We start from the raw sequence: 18,254 nt of genomic DNA, 5'->3' as shown, positions 1-18,254 counted from the left end.
TTGCGGTCAGCGTCCACCGGTCACCTCTCTCTCGTCGGCGGGCCCGTGCAGGGCGGCCTCGCGCCAGTCCTCGGGCAGCAGGTGGTCGAGCACGTCGTCCACGGTGACCGCGCCGACGAGGTGGTCGGCCTCGTCGACCACGGGGGCGGCGACGATGTTGTACGTCGCCAGGTAGCTGGTGATCAGCGGCAGCGGGGTGTCCGGCGGCAGCGGGTCGAGGTCGTCGTCCACCAGCGAGCCGACCAGGGTGTACGGGGGCTCGCGGAGCAGCCGCTGGAAGTGCACGATGCCCAGGTACTTGCCGGTGGGGGTCTCGTTCGGCGGGCGGCAGACGAAGACCTGGGCGGCCAGCGCCGGCTTGTTGTCGGCGACCCGGACCCGGGCGAGCGCCTCGGCGACGGTGGAATCGGGCTCCAGCACGATCGGCTCGGTGGTCATCAGACCGCCGGCGGTGTTCTCCTCGTACCTCAGCAGGCGGCGGACCGGCTCGGCCTCGTCCGGCTCCATCAGCTGGAGCAGCCGTTCGGCCTCCTCGCCGGGCAGCTCGGAGAGCAGGTCGGCGGCGTCGTCCGGGTCCATCGCCTCCAGGATGTCGGCGGCCCGCTCGTCCTTCAGCTTGCCGATGATCTCGACCTGGTCGTCCTCGGGCAGCTCCTCCAGCACGTCGGCGAGCCGCTCGTCGTCCAGGGCGGCGGCCACCTCGGCGCGGCGCTTGGACGACAGGTGGTGCATGACGTTGGCGAGGTCGGCGGGGCGCAGCTGGTCGAAGGTGGCGAGCAGGTTGGCGGCGCCCTGGTCCTCCTCGGTGACGGAGAAACCGGTGACGTCCTTCCAGTCCAGGGTGAGCGTCTCGCCCTTGGCCTTGCGCAGCCGGCCGACCCGGCCGACCTGGACGAAGACCTTGCTGATCTCCCACTCGCGCAGCCGGGTCTGCACCATCGCGACGTCCAGGACGGTGACCTCCTGGGCGTTCTTGCTCCAGGTGACGGTGCGGTCGAGCAGTTCGCCGAGGACGAGGGTCTCGGACTGGCGCTGCTCGAAGCGGCGCATGTTGATCACGCCGGTGGTGAGCACCTGGCCGGACTCCAGGCTGGTGACCCGGGTCATCGGGAGGAAGATCCGGCGGCGGCCGATCACCTCGACCACCAGTCCGAGCACCCGGGGCGGGCGGCCGCCGATGCGCAGCGAGACCACCACGTCGCGGACCCGGCCGACCTGGTCGCCGTTGGGGTCGAAGACGGCGACCCCGGAGAGGTGGGAGATGAAGACCCGGCTGCCTGGCCCTGCCATGGACTCCCTCGCCTCGTTCGACGCCCGGACGGGCGCGCGGGCGCGCCCCGGGGCCAAGGCTACCCGGGCACCCGGGGCCCGGCCCGGCGAGCCGGCGGCCCGCGAGGGGGCGACCGAGGGGGCGGGTGACCTGCGGGGGAGCCGTACGGGAAGCCGGCCGGGCCGACTTCCGGTGCAGTGGGGCGGGCGGGGCTCAGCCCTTGCGGCGCTTGAGCAGCAGCTTGGGCAGGCCGGCCGGGGTCGGCATCCGGGTGGTGGCGGTGGTGGGCATCGGGGCGGCGGCGTGCGAGGCGTCCGGCATCGCCCCCGGGCGCTCGGTCAGTCCGGCGGGCTCCAGGCGCAGCACCCGGCACTCGCGGGCCCAGCGGTCGGCGATGGTGTCGGTGTCGGGCGCGTTCAGCCGCTTGCCCTTGAGCTCCTCCACCGCGCCGAGCCAGGCCTCGCTGCCCGGCGCCAGTTCGGAGACCCGGGCCGGCCAGCCGGTGAGCCGGCCGCCCTTGTCCTTGCTGCGGACGGTCACCACCGCGCCGGTCCCGGCGGCCAGCCCGTGCAGCGGCTGCTCGGCGCCGTCGCCGACCACCACCACGGCGCCGTCGTACCAGGCGTGCCAGAGCGCCCGGCTGTGCTCCTGGCCGTCCGCCCGGACCCAGAGCAGTCCGGACTTCTTCGCGGCCTCCTCCACCAGGGCCTGGTCGAGGAAGTCGTCGGCGGTGGCGGCGGCAGCGGGCGTACGGTCCATGGCCGACAGCGTAGCTCCCGGGCCCGTTCCGGGTGTCCGACGGATGTCTCACCCGTCGGGCGACAGTTCCGTGGCGGCCGCACGGGCCTTACCGTAGGAGCCGCCCACACCCGCACCCCGAGCCAGAGGAGCGCCGTGCCCGCCGCCCGGCCCGAGACAGCCGCCCCCGCCCCCGCCGCCGTCGCCTCCGCCGCCGCGACCGGGCCGGCCCCCGGGCACCCGCTGCCCAGGCTCGACCTGCTGCTGCTCGCCGTCTCCGTCTCCGGCATCTCCCTCTCCGCGCCGCTGATCAGCGCCACCGCCGCCCCGGCACTGGCGATCGCGTTCTGGCGCAACGTCATGTCGGTGGGCGTGCTCGGCCCCTACGCGCTGCTGCGGCACCGTGCCGAGCTGCGCGGGATCGGCCGCCGGGCGCTGCTGCTGGCGGCGGCGGCCGGGGCCCTGCTCGCCGTGCACTTCGCGCTCTGGATGCCCAGCCTGCGGATGACCTCGGTGGCCTCGGCGACCGCGCTGGTGACCACCACCCCGCTGTGGACCATCCTGCTGATGCGGTTCTTCGGGGTACGGGCGCCCCGGCTGGTCTGGACCGGCATGGCGGTGGCCTTCGCCGGCGTGCTGGTGCTCACCGGGGTCGACCTGTCGCTCTCCCCCCGCGCGCTGCTCGGCGACGCGCTGGCGCTCGGCGCCGGGCTCGCGGCGGCCGGGTACATGCTGCTCGGCGCGGAGGTCCGCAAGACCGTCAGCACCACCGCGTACACCCTGGTCTGCTACGCCACCACGGCGGTGGTGCTGCTGGCGATCTGCCTGGTCGCCGGCACGCCGATGAGCGGCTGGCCGGCCGGGGCCTGGTGGCAGATCGTGCTGCTGATGGTCACCGCGCAGCTGCTCGGGCACTCGCTCAGCAACCGGGTGGTGCGCACCCTCGGCCCGTCCGTCACCTCGACCGCGATCCTGCTGGAGACCCCGGGGGCCGCGCTGATCGCCGCGCTCTGGCTCGGCCAGTGGCCCCCGGTGGCCGCCTATCCGGCGGTGGTGCTGATCCTGCTCGGGCTGGTCCTGGTCGCCCGCGGCGGCCGCCGCTGACAGGCCTCAGAGCCAGCCGTTGCGGCGGAAGCCGCGGTACATGCCGATGCAGATCAGCACGACGCTGCCGAGCACCATCGGATAGCCGTACTTGTGGTGGAGCTCCGGCATGTAGTCGAAGTTCATGCCGTAGACGCCGGTGATCATGGTGGGCACGGCGAAGATCGCCGCCCACGCGGTGATCTTGCGCATGTCCTCGTTCTGCGCCACCGAGACCTGCGCCAGGTTGGCCTGGAGCAGCGAGTTGAGCAGCTCGTCGAAGCCGTGCACCTGCTCGGTGACCCGGGCGAGGTGGTCGGCGACGTCGCGGAAGTACTTCTGGATGTCCGGGTCGACCAGCCGCTGCAGCGGCTCGGAGAGCTGCTGCATGGGCCGCAGCAGCGGTGCCACCGCCCGCTTGAACTCCAGCACCTCGCGCTTGAGCTGGTAGACCCGGCCGACGTCGGTGCCGCGGCCGCCCTTGTTGGAGAAGACGTCGAACTCGATCTCGTCGACGTCGGTCTGCAGCCGGTCGGCGACCAGCAGGTAGTTGTCCACCACGTGGTCGGCGATCGCGTGCAGCACCGCGGACGGGCCCTTGGCGAGCAGCCCGGTGCCGTCCGCGTCGGCCTCCAGCCGGTGGCGCAGCTCCTGCAGCGAGCTGTGCCCGCCGTGCCGGACGGTGATCACGAAGTCCCGGCCGGCGAACACCATCAGCTCGCCGGTCTCGACCACCTCGCTGGTCGGGGTGAGCTGGTCGTGCTCGACGTAGCGGATCGTCTTGAAGACGGCGAACAGCACGTCGTCGTACCGCTCGACCTTGGGGCGCTGGTGCGCGTGGACGGCGTCCTCGACGGCCAGCGGGTGCAGGCCGAAGCGCTGCGCGATGCCCTCGAACTCGGCCTCGGTCGGCTCGTGCAGCCCGATCCAGCTGAACGATCCCGCACCGTCCGGGAGTTGCTGCGAGGCCTTGACACGGCGGACCGCCTCGCGTGGGCTGCAGCTGTCGCCGTTCCGCTTGCCGTGCTGGTAGACCGCGCAGTCCACCACCGCCGAGGTGGACGCGCCCGGGTGGATCGAGTCGTACAGGCCGGCCGCCGAGCGGCGGCGGTTGGTGCGGACGGCGGCGCGCAGGCTGTTGATCATCGACATGGCAGGCTCCCTGGGGCAGGAGCCGCCGCACGGCGGCGCGGTGACGGCTGGCCGTGGTGCGACGGCGGAGGAACACCGGTGGAAGGGCGGCTGCGGTCGGTCCTCGGCCTTGCTGGGGCGCGCAATGGAACGACCGGACGCCGGTGAAGGTGCTCTCCCGGGCCGGACCGGCACTGCCTCGGTCCGTCTCGGCGGACGCGGCGCGATCAGCTACCGATGGTGCTGTTTCAGCCTGCGTGACGAGGGGTACGGGGAAGGCGTCCGGGCCGGGTAGAGCTGCCGGTACTGCATGGTCGGCTGGTATCCACCGCAACCACCTCCTTCACGCCGCTGCCCCGGAGAGAAGGATCCCCGGTGGCCAGTCGCTCACACTAACATCTGACCGGGCGTCGCCGCTGCGGCGCTGCCGTGACGCTCGTGACAGCCGCGCGGGTGCCCCGGGGTTACGCTCACCGGCATGGCGCACGACTTCCCGCTCTTCGGCGACCCGACGGATCCGCACGGCGGTCCGCACGACCCCTCCGGCCTCTCCCGCGAGGCGGTCCTGGCCGCCGTCGAGGCGCGGCTGCTGACCACCTTCGGCGAACCGGGCGGCCGCGCCGCGGTCACCTTCCTCGGCGCGGACCGGATCGAGGTGCTGCGCTTCGGTCCGGACGCCGAGGGCCTGGTCCGCTACGCCACGCTCGGGATGTCCGCGGCGCCGATGGCCGACCCCACCGCGATGGTCGCCGACCAGGTCCGCGGCCCGCGCGCCGAACTGGTCCTGACGATCCGTGGGGGCCGCGACAGCGTGCTCCGGACGCTGGCCACCTTCGCCGCGACCCCGCAGGTGGAGGGCCTGGTGGTGGCCCCCGGCGGCTCGCTGGACCTCGGCTCGCCGCTCTGGGACGGCGCCCCGTTCACCTCGGTGCTGGCCGCCGCACCGGGCGGCCTGGTGCCCGACCTGGAGCTGGACGAACCGGCGGACCCGGTCCGCTTCCTGCCGCTGCTGCCGATGACGCCCAACGAGGCCGGCTGGAAGCGGGTGCACGGCGCCGCCGCGCTGGAGGAGCGCTGGCTCAAGCACGGGACCGACCTGCGCGACCCCGACCGCCGTGCGGTGCCGCTGGACTGACGGCGGATCGGCCGGGGTCGGAGCAGCGCCGGAGCGGCGCCGGGCCCGGGCCACCCCGGCCGGGTGACGGCCTGCAGCCCGGGCGCCACCACGCCGTACGCTCCCGCGCCCCGGCGTGCACGCCGGGGCCGCCCTACCCCCCGATCGGCTTCACGCCGGTCGCCTGGCCCACCAGTGCCTCGTAGACGGCGGGATCGGTGGTGTGCTCGCCGAGCCGGACGGTCTTGCGGTGGCCGTGGTAGTCGCTGGACCCGGTGGTCAGCAGGCCGAGTTCGGCGGCCAGCCTGCGCAGGTGCGCGCGGGCGGCCTCGTCGTGGTCGACGTGGTCCACCTCCAGCGCCGCCAGCCCGGCCGCCGCGAGGTCCGCGATCACCTGGTCGGACACCGTCCGCCCGCGCTTGACCGCACCCGGGTGCGCGAAGACCGGCACCCCGCCGGCCGCCCGGACCAGCCGGACCGCCTCGACCGGGTCGGTCTCGTGCTTGCGGACGTCCGCGCGCCCGCCGTTGGCCAGCCACTCCGGGGTGAACGCGTCCGAGACGGTGGCCACCACACCGGCCTCGACCAGCGCGCTGGCGATGTGCGGCCGCCCGACCGAGCCGGTGCCCGCGATCCGCTCGACCTGCTCCCAGCTGATCTCCGCGCCCAGCTCCCGGCAGCGCTCGACGATCGCCCGCCCGCGCCGGAACCGGTCGGTGCGCACCAGCTCGCGTTCCTGCGCGAACGCCGGCTCGGCCGGGTCGAACAGGTAGGCCAGCAGGTGCATGCTGATGCCCTCCACCACGCAGGAGAGCTCGGCGCCCGGGACGAGGGCCAGCCGGCTGCCGGCCGGCAGCGCGTGCACCGCCTCGGCGGCCTCCGCGTGGCCCGCGACCGTGTCGTGGTCGGTGAGCGCCACCACGTCCAGGCCCGCGGCGACCGCCGCCGCGACCAGCTCGGCCGGGCTGTCGGTGCCGTCGGAGGCGTTGCTGTGGGCGTGCAGGTCGATGCGCACGGGGGTCGGCTCCTGGGGGTGGGTGGCGGGTGCCGCCCAGGATAGGTCAGCCGAGCAGGCGGGGGGAGAGCGCGCCGCAGGGCAGCAGGTCCAGCTCGGCGCCCGCCTCGCGCAGGTCGGTGAGCACCAGCTCGTCGTACATCACCAGTGCCGACTGCTCGGGCCAGGCCACCGCCCAGAGCCAGAGGCCGCGGGCCTCGCCGACGAAGACCGCGCGGTCGGCCGGCGCGTCCGGGACGTGGAACATCGGGGTGGGCCGCCCGGCCGCCATCAGCTTGGCGTCGGCGGGCTTGTAGAGGGCGACCGACTCGCCAGGGTCCGGGCCGGACAGCCCCGCGTACCGGGCGCCGAGCCCGACGCCGAGCTCCTCGGCGACCAGCACCAGCTCGCCGAAGCCGCCGAGCGGCGCGGGGCCGGAGCAGGCGACGGCGGTGGCCCGGGCACCCGAGACGTCGTCACCGACGTGGGCGATGCCGGTGTAGAGCCAGCCGACCGGGAGCGGCCAGGGCAGCCAGACGGGGACCTGTGAACGGGCGACGGCGACGCCGAGCGCCTCCACGCTCGGGGGCAGCACCGGCTGCATCGGGTGCACGGCTCCGTGCCGGTCGCACTGCCAGGTGTCTGAGAACAGACCGGGGGCGCGGACCCGGCCGGCGCACCTCGGGCAGCTTGGCTCGCCCCTCATAGCCGACAACGCTCCTCCCTCCGGACCGCCGCGTCAAGGACGATCACCCGTACGGAGGGCTCGGCGGCACCTGTCGGTGGCGGGTGCCCGTCCGACGCGGGGTGGGCGTGGTACGGGCGGCTCCCGGTAGGGGATGTCCAGCGGCGGGCGGCGGCAAACGTCGGCCCCGGTGGCCTGCGGCGGGACCCGGATGCACTGACGCCCCGTCATCGGCGGATCGCGATGACAGGGCGTCAGTCGGGTATCGGAACGTCGGGATCGGACGTTCCCGGGTCGTCGGCGGCGGGTGAGGGCTCCCGGTCGGAGGCGCCGCGCGGGATCAGACGGCCGGGCACGGACGGATGAGCAGGCGCTCGCCGGTGCGGGCGGCGTCCTGGACCAGCTCGCGGACGGTCTCGGCGTCGGCGATCAGGCGGTCGGTGGCGGTGCCGCGGGCGTCGTCCAGTCGGAGGATCTCGAAGCGCATGGGCCTCTCCTGTTCCTGCCCCGGCTGGCGGGGCGGTCGTGGCTGAGTCGGTATCAGCCCTTTCGGGGTCTGTCGTGCCGAACGGTCGGCGGTCTGCTGCGGCAAAGGGCTCCCCCTGCTTGCCGGGGACGCCTGGTCCCTCGTGAACCACTCTGTCGTGGTGCTGCTACCGGGCCGTTGCCCGTCCGTAACGTCCTGGTTTCGGCCGATTCGGCCGGTCGATGTCGTCGATGAGACCGACGATGGTTCCCGGACAGAATCAAATATTACCGCAACTAACGAATTTTGTCCTGTGCGAAACAGAACCGGGGTGCGAACAGGGGTCGCCCGGTCTGCGGGTAGGGGTTTCCGCGCGGGGCGCAGGGGTGCGGACGGGCCGCCGTAGGGGTCGGGAGCGGCCCGTCAGGGCGTCAGGGCACCGGGTCGTCAGGGCGCCGGGTCGGCGGGCCGGCGGGCCGGCGGGCCCGTCAGGCCCAGAAGTCGAGGAGGGCCTTCGCGGTGGCGGCCGGCTGCTCGGCGTTGGGGGAGTGGCCGGCGTCGTCGATCACCACGCGGCGGGCGCCCAGGCGCCCGGCCATCGCGGTCTGCTCGGGCACCGGCCAGGCGTAGTCGCGGACGCCGGAGAGCACCAGGGCGGGCAGCCCGGCGGCCGACGCGGCCGCGGCCAGCTCGTCCACCCGGTCCGGCGCGGCGACCAGGTGCCCGCCGGTGGTGATCAGCGCCTGCGGCACGTTGGCCAGCCAGCGGCGGTGCAGGAACTCCGTGACCTCGGGCACCGGGCGCCGCGCCGGATCGCCCGAGCCCTCCTCCATCTGCTGGAGCACCTGCCAGATCTCCTCCAGGCTCATCGTCGGCAGCACCGAGATCAGCAGCTTGGTGCGCTCCGCCTCACCCGGTTCGATCGCGCCCGGCCCGGTGGACATCAGGGTCAGCGAGCGCCAGGGCAGCGGGCCCTCCGCGGCGGCCGCCAGGACGGCCTCCCGGACCACCTGGCCGCCGAAGGAGTGGCCCAGCAGGTGCAGCGGCAGGCCGTCGCCGGCGAGCGCCGCGGAGACCGCCCGGACGTCCGCGCCGAGCGCGTCGACGGCGTAGGCGGCGGGGTCGTCCGGGCCGCCGGTCTCGTACTGGCCGCGCTGGTCGACCGCCGTCACCCGGTAGCCGGCCGCCGCGAGCGGCTCCAGCAGCGCGATGAAGTCCTCCTTGCTGCCGGTGAACCCGGGCACCAGCAGCGCCGAGCCGCGCACCTCGCCCGCCGGTTCGGCCCGCAGCGCGGCGAACTCCCCGCGCGCGGTGGGCAGCCGCAGCGCCCGCGCGCAGCCGGGGAGGGTGAGGAACGGCGGCGTGCTCATGGGCGGATCTCCTGGTGCTCCGGGCGGACGGCCGAACGGACGGGGTGACCGGCCGGTAACCCCGAGCGTAGCGGGGCGGGTACGCCGGAGGGGGCGGCCCCGCCCCGACGTGCGGGACCGGGCCGCCCCCTCCGGGCGGTGTGCTGCCTGGGCAGGCTCAGCTCTCCGGCGCCGCCTCGGCTGCGGCCGGGCGGCGGGTCCGGGTCCGCTTGCGCGGCGCCGGGGTCTCGGCCGGGGCGTCCGCGGCGGCCGCGGGTACGGCGGCGGCCTCGGGGGCCGGCTCGGCCTTCGCCTTGGCCCGGCTGCGGGTCCGGCGGGCCGGCTTCTCCGCAGCGGTGTCGGCGTCGGCGGCCGGCGCGGCGGCCTCGGCGACCGCGGCCGGAGCCTCGGCCACCGCGGCGACGGCGGTCTCGCCGGCGGCGGTGCTGCGCGGACGGCGACGGCGGCGGCGCGGGGCCTCGCCCTCGGCGGCCTCGACGGCCGGGGCCGCCGGGGCCTCGACCGCGGTGGCGGCCTCGGCGGGCGCCTCGGTCACCGTCTCGCCCGCGACCGCGCTACCGGCACGGGTGCGGCGGCGCTCACGGGTCCGGCGGGCCGGCTTCTCCTCGGTGGTCTCGGCGGCGGGCTTGGCGGAGCCGCCCCGCGCACCGCCGCGGCCACGGCCGCCGGCCGAACGCGAACCGCGCCCGCCGGTCTCGCCGAGGTCCTCGACCTCCTCCGCGCCCAGGCCGGCCCGGGTCCGCTCGGACCGCGGCAGCACACCGGTGGTGCCCTTGGCGATCTTCAGCAGCTCGAACAGGTGCGCCGAGGTGGAGTAGGTCTCCTCCGGCTCGTTGAACGGCAGGTCCAGCGCCTTGTTGATCAGCTGCCAGCGCGGGATGTCGTCCCAGTCGACCAGCGTCACGGCGGTGCCGGACGCGCCGGCCCGGCCGGTGCGGCCGATCCGGTGCAGGTAGGTCTTCTCGTCCTCGGGGCACTGGTAGTTGATGACGTGCGTGACGCCCTCGACGTCGATGCCGCGGGCGGCGACGTCGGTGCAGACCAGCACGTCGACCTTGCCGTTGCGGAACGCGCGCAGCGCCTGCTCGCGGGCGCCCTGGCCGAGGTCGCCGTGGACGGCGCCGGCCGCGAAGCCGCGCTGGGTCAGCTGGTCGGAGACGTCGGCGGCGGTGCGCTTGGTGCGGCAGAAGATCATCGCCAGGCCGCGGCCGTCGGCCTGCAGGATGCGCGAGACGACCTCGACCTTGTCCAGCGAGTGCGCACGGAAGATGTGCTGCTCGATGTTGGCGACGGTCGTGCCGGTGTCGTCCGGCGCGGCGGCCCGGATGTGGGTCGGCTGGCTCATGTACCGGCGGGCGAGGCTGATCACCTGGCCCGGCATGGTGGCCGAGAACAGCAGGGTCTGCCGCTTGGCCGGCAGCATGGTGAGGATCTTCTCGACGTCGGGCAGGAAGCCCAGGTCGAGCATCTCGTCGGCCTCGTCCAGGACCAGCGCGCGGACCTGGGAGAGGTTGAGCTTCTTCTGCCCGGCCAGGTCGAGCAGGCGGCCCGGGGTGCCGACCACGATGTCGACGCCCTTCTTCAGGGCCTCCACCTGCGGCTCGTACGCCCGGCCGCCGTAGACGGCGAGCACGCGCACGTCGCGGACCTTGCCGGCGGTCTGCAGGTCGTTGGTGACCTGGGTGCAGAGCTCGCGGGTCGGGACGACGATCAGCGCCTGCGGGAACTCGGAGAGCTGCTCCTCGGTGGCGCGGCCGGCGTCGACGTCGGCGCGGACGACCACCCGCTCGATCAGCGGGAGACCGAAGCCGAGCGTCTTGCCGGTGCCGGTCTTGGCCTGGCCGATGACGTCGTGGCCGGTCAGCGCGACCGGGAGGGTCATCTCCTGGATGGGGAAGGGGTGGACGATGCCGACGGCCTCCAGGGCCTCGGCGGTCTCCGGGAGGATCCCCAGCTCCCGGAAGGTGGTCTTGGTGGGTTCAGCGGTGGTGGACAGGGTGCTGCCTCTTCCGTGTGGAGGGGCCGAGAGCGAGCGGCGGGCGGGCAGCCGCGCGGCTGCGTACGGGCCTGGGCGGCCCTGATACAGCTGCGCGGACGCACAACCGCGCCGGTCCCTGCGGCCGGCCGGTGGTTCGCGCGGCCAGGTGAGGGGCGCGTCGCCGGCGGCGTCGGGGAGGATTCCCGTGAGGGACCTGCGCGGGACCTGCGCCGGGATGGCGCGGTCTCGGCGGCCCTCGCTCGGCCACTGATGCGGTGCCAAGGCTTGAAGTCCAAGCCATGGTCGGAGCCGATCGGCTCTCCGACCGGGCATCCGCGTACGTGAGTACCCGGCTTCCGGTCAACGGGCACGTCCTGACGGACGGCGCCGCTGCGGAGCGGGCCTGCCCGGCGCACCGAGACGGCGGTGACACCGTGCGAGCACTACGGGCCTCCGTACCACCATACAGTCACGCGACGACTCGAACACGTGACGCGTGCGACATCGCTGCTCGGAGGGCCTGCGGAGGCCCGTCGGGCCGGGGCTCACCGGTGCGGGGGCGGGGCGCCTGCGGCGGGCCGGGGGCGGATGGGGCGGGGGTGGGGGCGTGCCCGGTGGCCGCGTGGGGCGGGGCGGTGGACCGGGTCCGCCTCGGCGGCACCGTACGTGTGCGGGAGGGCGCGCGGGGCTAAGGTGGCAGGTCATGGAGACCCATGGTGAGACGCAGGACGACGCGGCCGGCTCGATCGGCGACTGGGCGAGCTGCTCGGCCGACCCCGGGTACCGGGCGGCCGTGCTGGACCTGCTCGGCGCCCTCGCTTACGGCGAGCTGAGCGCCTTCGAGCGGCTCGCCGAGGACGCCAAGCTCGCGCCGGGCCTCGCCGACAAGGCCGCGCTCGCCCGGATGGCCTCCGCCGAGTTCCAGCACTACCAGCGGTTGCACGACCGGCTCGCCGAGGTCGGTGCGGACCCGCAGGAGGCGATGCAGCCGTTCGTCGAGCCGCTGGAGCTGTTCCACCGGATGACCGCGCCCTCGGACTGGCTGGAGGGCCTGGTCAAGGCGTACGTCGGCGACGCGATCGCCACCGACTTCTACCGCGAGGTGGCCGTCCGCCTGGACGACGACACCCGCGACCTGGTCCTCGGCGTCATGTCGGACACCGGGCACGCCCAGTTCGCCGTCGACAAGGTGCGGCAGGCGATCGAGGCCGACCCGCGCGCGGGCGGCCGGCTGGCGCTCTGGGGCCGGCGGCTGATGGGCGAGGCGCTGAGCCAGGCCCAGCGGGTGGTGGCCGAGCGGGACGCGCTCTCCAATCTGCTGGTCGGCGGCGTCCGGGTGCAGGGCTTCGACCTGGTCGAGGTCGGCAAGATGTTCAACCGGATCACCGAGGCGCACACCAAGCGGATGGCCGCGCTGGGGCTCGCCTCCTGAGCGACGCGGCCCAGCGGCCCAGCGGCCCAGCAGCCCAGCGGCTGCGCGGCTCAGGCGTGCCGGTGCCGACGGTGTGCGCCCGCACCGGCCCGGTGCGGGTGGTGCCGGTGGGCGGGCCGGCGACCGGCCGCGAGGTCGGGCCGGGCCAGGACCGAGGTGAGCAGTGCCGAGGCCGTCGCCGAGATCGCGATGCCGGCCGCCGGGGCCGCGCCGTCCAGCGCGAAGTGCGCGATCACGCCGCTCAGCAGGGCCGAGACCAGGGCCGTCCCCATCGTCAGCGTCCGTCCGGACGGGAAGTACGCGGGCAGGGACAGCAGCGCGGCGGCGCCGACGACCAGGCCGACGAGGGCGAAGGCGAGCGTCTCGACCAGCAAAGGTGCCTCCCCGGGGTGCGGGCGCGCGGCGCATCGGACGGCCGCACTGTCGCCGTACCCGGGCCGCCCCGGCCGTACACACAGCGGTGCCCCGCTTCCCCGGCCGGGGGAAACGGGGCACCGCGGTACGACTCAGAGCGTGCCGAAACCGACCTTGCGGGCGGCCGACTCGCCGATCTCCACGTACGCCAGGCGCTCGGCCGGGACGATGACGCGGCGGCCGTGCTCGTCGGTCAGGGTGAAGAGCTTCTCGGTGCCCTCCAGCGCCTTGGCGACCGCGCTCTGGACCTCATCGGCAGTCTGCGAGCTCTCGATCACGATCTCGCGCGGCGCGTTCTGCACGCCGATCTTGACCTCCACGGCTTCCGTCCCTCCGGGGTTGCAGCCATCCACGCGCGGCACCCGGACCGCCCGGAACAGGCGGTCGCGGCGACCGCGCCGTACGGCTTCACCATAGAGCACCGGATCAAGGCCGAGGCGAAAGCCGGTGGATCACTGCCCGTCGGCGGGGGCCTCGGACTGCTCGGTGGCGGGGTGCATCGGGAAGCCCTTCAGGCCGCGCCAGGCCAGGCTGGCGACCAGGCGCGCGGCCTCGTCGCGCGGGATCTCCAGCCCCTGCGAGAGCCAGTAGCGGGCGGTGATCTGGGCCAGGCCGCAGACGCCGGCGGCGAGCAGCTTGGACTCGGACTCCGGGAGGTCGGTGTCCTCCTGGATCACCTTGCTGACCAGCGTCGCGCTGGCCTCCGAGGCCCGCTCGACCCGCTCGCGCACGGCCGGCTCGTTGGTCAGGTCCGACTCGAAGACCAGCCGGAAGGCGCCGGACTCGCTGGAGACGTAGTTGAAGTACGCGTCCATGGTCGCGGCGACGCGCTGCTTGTTGTCGGTGGTCGTGGACAGCGCCTCGCGGGTCGACTCGACCAGCGCGTCGCAGTGCTTGTCCAGCAGCGCCAGGTAGAGCTCCAGCTTCCCGGGGAAGTGCTGGTAGAGCACCGGCTTGCTGACCCCGGCGCGGTCGGCGATGTCGTCCATGGCGGCCGCGTGGTAGCCCTGCGCGACGAACACCTCCTGGGCGGCACCGAGCAGTTGTTCACGGCGGGCGCTTCGCGGCAGGCGGGCACCGCGCGGGCGCTCCTGCGCCTCCTGGATGGCCGTCACGGCGCTCCTCACTTCACGGGTTGTTCGGGGCTGGCAAGATGACCGATTCTACTTTTCGGTAACCGTGTCCGCGCTTGGCAGACGCAAGAAAACCACGGCGCCCCCTTGTCAGGAGCCCACAATACGGCGCTGACCACGGGCAACGGCAGTGGTGTGACAACAGCTGAGACGTCCGGTCCCGCCAGGGGCCGCAGCGGCCGCGGCTCACTACCATCGTCCACCATGAGCAGCGCTGAGCAGCAGATACGCACAGAGGCGGGGGAGCCCGCACCGTTCCGTGAGGTCGAGGTGCCGGGCGCGGTGCTGGCGGTGCACCGGGCCGCCGGCGACGGCGGTCCGGCCGACGGGCGGGAGCCGGCGCTCTTCGTGCACGGGCTCGGCGGATCCGCCGGGAACTGGACGGCGCTGATGGCGCGGCTCTCCGGGCTGGTCGACGGCGAGGCCGTGGACCTGCCGGGCTTCGGCCGCTCCGGGCCGCCGGCGGACGGCAACCTCTCCGTCTCCGGGCACGTCCGCGCGGTGATCGGCTACCTCGAGGCGGCCGGGCGCGGCCCGGTGCACCTGTTCGGCAACTCGCTCGGCGGCGCCGTCTCGGTCCGGCTCGCGGCGGTCCGCCCGGACCTGGTGCGCAGCCTCACCCTGATCTCGCCCGCCCTGCCCGAGCTGCCGCCGCAGCGCAGCGCCTGGCCGACCGCCCTGCTGGCGGTGCCCGGCGTGCCCGCGCTGCTGAGCCGGCTGCCCGCGAACGGGCGCAGCCCGGAGGACACCACCGACGGCCTGCTGCGGCTGGTGTACGGCGACCCGGACGTGCTGTCGCCGGCCGCCCGGGCCGAGGCGGTGGCCGAGTACCGGCGGCGGGCCGAGCTTCCGTACGCGATGCAGGTGCTGATCGGCTCGGCGCGCGGGATCGTCTCGGCGTACACCGAGCGCGGTGACCAGGCGCTCTGGCAGCAGGCCCGGCAGGTGAAGGCGCCGACGCTGCTGGTGTACGGGCTGCGGGACAAGCTGGTCTCGTACCGGTCGGCGCGGCGGGCCTGCCAGGCCTTCGCGGACGCCCGGCTGCTGGTGCTGCCGGACTCCGGGCACGTGGCGATGATGGAGCACCCCGACCAGGTGGCCCGGGCGGTGCGGGAGCTGCTCGCGCGGGCCTGAGCCGGGGCGCGCACGGGACCGGCGCAGGGAACGGGCAGAGCAGGGCAGGGGCAGGGCAGGGCGCGGTCAGGAGAGGGAAGGAACGGCCGGGGCCGCGGGCGTCGTAACGCCGCGGTCCCGGGCGAGGTCACGCCGGTTCACTCGTTCAGGTGGCTGCCAGGCATGTGACCGATGGATGGCCGGGGGCCGGTCCTACCTTTCTGCTGTCGGACCGAACACATGTGGGGGAGTCGCGGCCGCCGGAGCGTCCGGGACCATCCGGACGGCGGCCGAAGCGGGGGTACCGGCGTGCGGCTCCACGGTCCTCAGGCCCATTCGACGTAGCAAGCCCTTGGTCTTCAACGCCCTTCCACGGGCGGCATTAGGAGGTCTCCCGTGCGCGTAGCCCTGCTGACCGAGGGTGTCCGACGGCATCCGGAGAGTGGTCCCGGCGGCTGGTCCGACCGGCTGGCCGAAGGCCTCCGGGAGCACGACTTCGAGCTGTACGTGCTGGCCGGCCAGGAGGCCGGGGCGCTGCCGCGGGGCCGCTGGCTCGGGGTGCACGAGCTGGCCCTCCGGGGGCGCCGCCCGGGCGGCCGCGCGCCGGGAGCGTTGCGCAGACGGCAGTACGCGCGGGCGTACGGGGAACTCGTACGGGCGCTGGTCATGCCGGGTGCGCGGGGCGGTTTCGGGGGCGGGCTGTACCGGCTGGCGGCGCTCGCCAGGGAGGACGGCGCACTGCCGGCGTTCCTCGCCTCGGCGCACGCCCGCCGCACGCTGGAGCGGGTCTGGCACTCGCCGGGGGCCGACACCTCGGCCGGGCAGCCGCTGGTCTGCGACGTCCTGGTCGCGGCCGACCTGCTGGAGCAGTGCCTGCGGCCGCTCTCCGCCCCCTGGTACGGCACCGGGCCGGGCGGCCTCGGCGCGGCGGACCTCTGCCACGTGGTCGGCGGCGGCCCCGCGGCGCTGCCCGCGCTGGTCGCCAAGCAGCTGCACGGCGTGCCCTTCGTGGTCACCGAGCACGGTCTGCACCTGCGGGAGCAGTATTTGGGCCGTCCGCCCCGAGCCGAAGGGCGCGCCGGTGCCGAGAGGGTGGGCCCCTCCTGCTCGCCGGCGGGCGAGGAGGGCAAGCGACGAGCGAGGGACGAGCGCCGGAGCGACGACCGTCGGCACCGGGTCCGAGCGCCCGGAGGCGAGTGGGCGAGTCACCGCGAAGTGCCCTATCGGTGGCCGGTCCGGGCGCTGCTGCTCTCCTACTTCCGGGCGCTCACCGAGGAGACGTACCGGCAGGCCGCGATACTGACCCCCGGCAGCGCCCACGACCAGCAGTGGCAGCGGCGCTGCGGCGCCGACCCGGAGCGGACCAGGGTGGTCTACGAGGGCACCCCGGCGGTGGCCCGCGCGGCGGCCGGTCCCGAGCCGGACCTGCCGACCCTGGCCTGGGCGGGCGCGCTGGAGCCGGGCCGGGACACCGAACTGGTGCTGCACGCCTTCGCGCGGGTCCGGGCCGAGCTGCCCGCGGCGCGGCTGGTGGTGCACGGCGAGGAGACCGTCGGCGGCTACCGGGCGCACTGCGAGGCGGTGGCCGGACGGCTGGGGGTGGCCGGCGCGGTGGAGTTCGCCGGGCGGCCCGGGTCGGCCGCGGCCGCCTGGGAGAGCGGCACGGTGGTCGTCTTCTCGGCGCTGTCCCAGCGCAGCCCCCGGCTGCTGGCGGACGCGATGCTGAGCGGGCGCGCGGTGGTCTCGACCGACGTCGGGGTGGCCCGGGAGGTGGTCGGCCCGACCGGGCTGCTCGTCCCGCCGCGCGACCCGCAGGCCCTGGCCGGCGCCTGCCTGGCGCTGCTGCGCGACGAGGAGCGGCGGGCGAGGCTCGGGCTGGCCGGGCGGCTGCGGGCGCAGGAACGCTTCGCCGTGGAACCGGTGATCGGGGCGTTCCGGGAGATCTACCTGGAGCTGGTCTCGCAGTGGCCGGCCTTCCCGGCCGCCGCAGGCCCGGCCGACGGGCAGCCGCGCCCGTTCGCCCGGCCCGCCGAGTACTGGCTGGCCGACCGCCACGGCGGGGGCCGGGCGGCGGACGGGGACGGCACGGAGGCCGGCGGAGCGCACGGCGGCGGACCGGGTGCGGCGGTCGGCGGGACGCTCGCGGACGGGCCGGTCACGGCGGCCGACCGGCCGGGCACCCTCGCGGAGGCGGTCTGATGGCCGGCGGCGGCCGGGCGGCCGGGGTGCCCGTGGCCTCCGGGCTCTCCGGCGATCCGGTCCGGGAGGTGATGGCGGAGCACCGGCTGCTGTGCGAGCGCGCGGTCGACCCGCTGGAGATCGCCGCCGGCCTGGAGGAGGCCGGGCTGGGGGCGGAGACGGCCGCGCGCTGCCGGCACGCCGACGTGTTCGGGCTCGCCGAGGAGCTGTACGCCCGGGTGCCGCGCCGCCCGCCGCCCCCGGCCGACGGGCCGCGCGAGAGCTGGCAGCGGCGGTGCGCCGAGGCGCTGCGGTCGTCGGCGCTCGCGGTGCTGCCGGTCGCGGCGGCCGCCGGGCTCGGGGGACGCTGGCCGGCGCTGCTGCCGGCCGCCGTCCCGCTCGTCCTGCGGCCGGCCGGGGCGGCGGACCGCGCGCTCCCCGGGGAGGCCGGGGCAGCGGGGGAGGCCGGGGAGCTCTGGTCCGGCCCGCCGCGCCCGGCCCGGGCACGGCGGTGGCGGCCGGCCTCGCTCGGCCACGGCGCCGGGGTGGCCGGGCTGCTGCTGCTCCCGCTGGCCGGGGCGACCGGGGATGGCCGGGTGACGGCCGCGCTGGTGCTGGCGGCGGCGCTGTCGGCGGGGTCGGCCGAGTGGGCCGCGCGCTGGTTCCGCCACATCGGCCGCGGCCACCTGCGGGCGGCGGGCACCCTCGCCGAGTTCCGTTCCCGGATGCGCCCGGTGCTGCCGGTGGCGGTCGCCCTGCACCTGGCCGTGCTGGCGGTGCTCAGCTTCGCCGCGCTCGCCGTTCTGACGGCCGTCGCGCCGCGGCCCGGCCCGGGCCACGGCGGCGGGCTGCTGCACCTGGCGGCCGAGCGCGCCGGCCCGCTCCAGTGGGCGGCGCAGGGCGTGCTGGGCCTGCTGCTGGTGCTGCCCGCCCTGCTGGCCGGCTGCGGCCGCCGCGGCGCCGCCGCGCTGGGCGCGCTCGCCGGGGCGGCCGCCCTCGCGGCACCGCTCGCGCTGGGCCGGTCCGCGCCGGTGGCCGGCCTGCTCGGCGGCGGGGCCGTCGCGCTGGTGCTGTTCGGGTACGCCTGGCCGGTGCTCGGCCGGGCCGGCGCGCACCGCTGACGCTCCGCGGCCCCGTCCGACCGCCGGCCACAGG

At 75.6% G+C, this 18,254-nt stretch carries 16 protein-coding genes and 1 pseudogene; 6 read left to right on the top strand and 11 right to left on the bottom strand.

Annotated features, from left to right (window positions below; all coding sequences use genetic code 11):
- Nucleotides 1-6: 6 nt before the first annotated feature.
- Complete coding sequence (locus ABZ885_RS01780) at nucleotides 7-1,290, bottom strand: CBS domain-containing protein (RefSeq protein WP_360182074.1); 1,284 nt, start codon at nucleotides 1,288-1,290, stop codon at nucleotides 7-9.
- 193 nt (nucleotides 1,291-1,483) lie between these two features.
- Nucleotides 1,484-2,029 (bottom strand): hypothetical protein, encoded by a 546-nt coding sequence (locus tag ABZ885_RS01775; RefSeq protein ID WP_360182071.1) that lies wholly within the window; start codon nucleotides 2,027-2,029, stop codon nucleotides 1,484-1,486.
- 222 nt (nucleotides 2,030-2,251) lie between these two features.
- Between ABZ885_RS01775 and ABZ885_RS01770 the strand changes: the two genes are divergently transcribed.
- The gene (locus ABZ885_RS01770; protein ID WP_360182152.1) at nucleotides 2,252-3,112 is read left to right on the top strand and encodes a DMT family transporter; all 861 of its coding nucleotides are present in this window, start codon (nucleotides 2,252-2,254) and stop codon (nucleotides 3,110-3,112) included.
- Nucleotides 3,113-3,118: 6 nt separating this feature from the next.
- Here the strand turns inward: ABZ885_RS01770 and corA are convergent, their stop codons facing one another.
- Nucleotides 3,119-4,243, bottom strand: coding sequence for a magnesium/cobalt transporter CorA (gene corA, locus ABZ885_RS01765; RefSeq protein ID WP_360182068.1), 1,125 nt, complete (start codon nucleotides 4,241-4,243; stop codon nucleotides 3,119-3,121).
- A gap of 457 nt (nucleotides 4,244-4,700) precedes the next feature.
- On the opposite strand from corA, the gene ABZ885_RS01760 reads away from it, so the two are divergent.
- Nucleotides 4,701-5,357, top strand: a complete 657-nt coding sequence (locus ABZ885_RS01760; RefSeq protein ID WP_360182065.1) for a suppressor of fused domain protein — start codon at nucleotides 4,701-4,703, stop codon at nucleotides 5,355-5,357.
- Between the two features lie 133 nt (nucleotides 5,358-5,490).
- Here ABZ885_RS01760 and ABZ885_RS01755 read toward each other — a convergent pair whose 3' ends face one another.
- The 5 genes and pseudogenes from ABZ885_RS01755 to ABZ885_RS01735 all read right to left on the bottom strand — a co-directional run.
- Complete coding sequence (locus ABZ885_RS01755) at nucleotides 5,491-6,351, bottom strand: PHP domain-containing protein (RefSeq protein WP_360182062.1); 861 nt, start codon at nucleotides 6,349-6,351, stop codon at nucleotides 5,491-5,493.
- A 46-nt stretch (nucleotides 6,352-6,397) separates the two neighbouring features.
- On the bottom strand, nucleotides 6,398-7,036 hold the full coding sequence (locus tag ABZ885_RS01750; protein WP_360182059.1) for a DUF6758 family protein: 639 nt from the start codon (nucleotides 7,034-7,036) through the stop codon (nucleotides 6,398-6,400).
- A 319-nt stretch (nucleotides 7,037-7,355) separates the two neighbouring features.
- The gene (locus ABZ885_RS01745; RefSeq protein WP_360182056.1) at nucleotides 7,356-7,502 is read right to left on the bottom strand and encodes a hypothetical protein; all 147 of its coding nucleotides are present in this window, start codon (nucleotides 7,500-7,502) and stop codon (nucleotides 7,356-7,358) included.
- 467 nt (nucleotides 7,503-7,969) lie between these two features.
- Nucleotides 7,970-8,851, bottom strand: a complete 882-nt coding sequence (locus ABZ885_RS01740; protein ID WP_360182053.1) for an alpha/beta hydrolase — start codon at nucleotides 8,849-8,851, stop codon at nucleotides 7,970-7,972.
- A 163-nt stretch (nucleotides 8,852-9,014) separates the two neighbouring features.
- Nucleotides 9,015-10,847 (bottom strand): annotated as a pseudogene (locus ABZ885_RS01735) (DEAD/DEAH box helicase); the annotation flags it as partial.
- A gap of 685 nt (nucleotides 10,848-11,532) precedes the next feature.
- Between ABZ885_RS01735 and ABZ885_RS01730 the strand changes: the two are divergent.
- Nucleotides 11,533-12,261 (top strand): ferritin-like fold-containing protein, encoded by a 729-nt coding sequence (locus tag ABZ885_RS01730; protein ID WP_360182050.1) that lies wholly within the window; start codon nucleotides 11,533-11,535, stop codon nucleotides 12,259-12,261.
- A gap of 50 nt (nucleotides 12,262-12,311) precedes the next feature.
- On the opposite strand, the gene ABZ885_RS01725 is transcribed toward ABZ885_RS01730, so the two are convergent.
- The 3 genes from ABZ885_RS01725 to ABZ885_RS01715 all read right to left on the bottom strand — a co-directional run bounded on the left by ABZ885_RS01725 (nucleotide 12,312) and on the right by ABZ885_RS01715 (nucleotide 13,790).
- On the bottom strand, nucleotides 12,312-12,635 hold the full coding sequence (locus ABZ885_RS01725; protein ID WP_360182047.1) for a hypothetical protein: 324 nt from the start codon (nucleotides 12,633-12,635) through the stop codon (nucleotides 12,312-12,314).
- A gap of 132 nt (nucleotides 12,636-12,767) precedes the next feature.
- A complete protein-coding gene (locus ABZ885_RS01720; protein WP_360182044.1) occupies nucleotides 12,768-12,995 on the bottom strand; it encodes a DUF3107 domain-containing protein in 228 nt (75 codons plus the stop codon).
- Between the two features lie 132 nt (nucleotides 12,996-13,127).
- Entirely contained in the window at nucleotides 13,128-13,790 is a 663-nt protein-coding gene (locus ABZ885_RS01715; protein ID WP_360182041.1) for a TetR/AcrR family transcriptional regulator, read from the bottom strand.
- Nucleotides 13,791-14,012: 222 nt separating this feature from the next.
- Here ABZ885_RS01715 and ABZ885_RS01710 point away from each other — a divergent pair, with 222 nt between their 5' ends.
- The 3 genes from ABZ885_RS01710 (at nucleotide 14,013) to ABZ885_RS01700 (ending at nucleotide 18,220) form a co-directional block, all read left to right on the top strand.
- Entirely contained in the window at nucleotides 14,013-14,942 is a 930-nt protein-coding gene (locus tag ABZ885_RS01710; protein ID WP_360182038.1) for an alpha/beta hydrolase, read from the top strand.
- A 375-nt stretch (nucleotides 14,943-15,317) separates the two neighbouring features.
- Nucleotides 15,318-17,120, top strand: a complete 1,803-nt coding sequence (locus ABZ885_RS01705; protein ID WP_360182035.1) for a glycosyltransferase — start codon at nucleotides 15,318-15,320, stop codon at nucleotides 17,118-17,120.
- The gene (locus ABZ885_RS01700) at nucleotides 17,120-18,220 is read left to right on the top strand and encodes a hypothetical protein (RefSeq protein ID WP_360182032.1); all 1,101 of its coding nucleotides are present in this window, start codon (nucleotides 17,120-17,122) and stop codon (nucleotides 18,218-18,220) included. Before ABZ885_RS01705 ends, ABZ885_RS01700 begins: the two co-directional genes overlap by 1 nt.
- Nucleotides 18,221-18,254: the final 34 nt, after the last annotated feature.

The sequence above is a fragment of the Kitasatospora sp. NPDC047058 genome (assembly GCF_040643935.1).
Lineage (GTDB): Bacteria > Actinomycetota > Actinomycetes > Streptomycetales > Streptomycetaceae > Kitasatospora.
The sequence above is the reverse complement of the archived record's forward strand: the minus strand, read 5'-3'. Positions and strand labels throughout refer to the sequence as shown.

Excerpts from the sequence above, each read along its gene's own strand:
- ABZ885_RS01780 (WP_360182074.1), bottom strand. The coding sequence starts at position 1,290 with ATGGCAGGGCCAGGCAGCCGGGTCTTCATCTCCCACCTCTCCGGGGTC.
- ABZ885_RS01775 (WP_360182071.1), bottom strand. The coding sequence starts at position 2,029 with ATGGACCGTACGCCCGCTGCCGCCGCCACCGCCGACGACTTCCTCGAC.
- corA (WP_360182068.1), bottom strand. The coding sequence starts at position 4,243 with ATGTCGATGATCAACAGCCTGCGCGCCGCCGTCCGCACCAACCGCCGC.
- ABZ885_RS01760 (WP_360182065.1), top strand. The coding sequence starts at position 4,701 with ATGGCGCACGACTTCCCGCTCTTCGGCGACCCGACGGATCCGCACGGC.
- ABZ885_RS01750 (WP_360182059.1), bottom strand. The coding sequence starts at position 7,036 with ATGAGGGGCGAGCCAAGCTGCCCGAGGTGCGCCGGCCGGGTCCGCGCC.
- ABZ885_RS01745 (WP_360182056.1), bottom strand. The coding sequence starts at position 7,502 with ATGCGCTTCGAGATCCTCCGACTGGACGACGCCCGCGGCACCGCCACC.
- ABZ885_RS01740 (WP_360182053.1), bottom strand. The coding sequence starts at position 8,851 with ATGAGCACGCCGCCGTTCCTCACCCTCCCCGGCTGCGCGCGGGCGCTG.
- ABZ885_RS01730 (WP_360182050.1), top strand. The coding sequence starts at position 11,533 with ATGGAGACCCATGGTGAGACGCAGGACGACGCGGCCGGCTCGATCGGC.
- ABZ885_RS01710 (WP_360182038.1), top strand. The coding sequence starts at position 14,013 with ATGAGCAGCGCTGAGCAGCAGATACGCACAGAGGCGGGGGAGCCCGCA.
- ABZ885_RS01700 (WP_360182032.1), top strand. The coding sequence starts at position 17,120 with ATGGCCGGCGGCGGCCGGGCGGCCGGGGTGCCCGTGGCCTCCGGGCTC.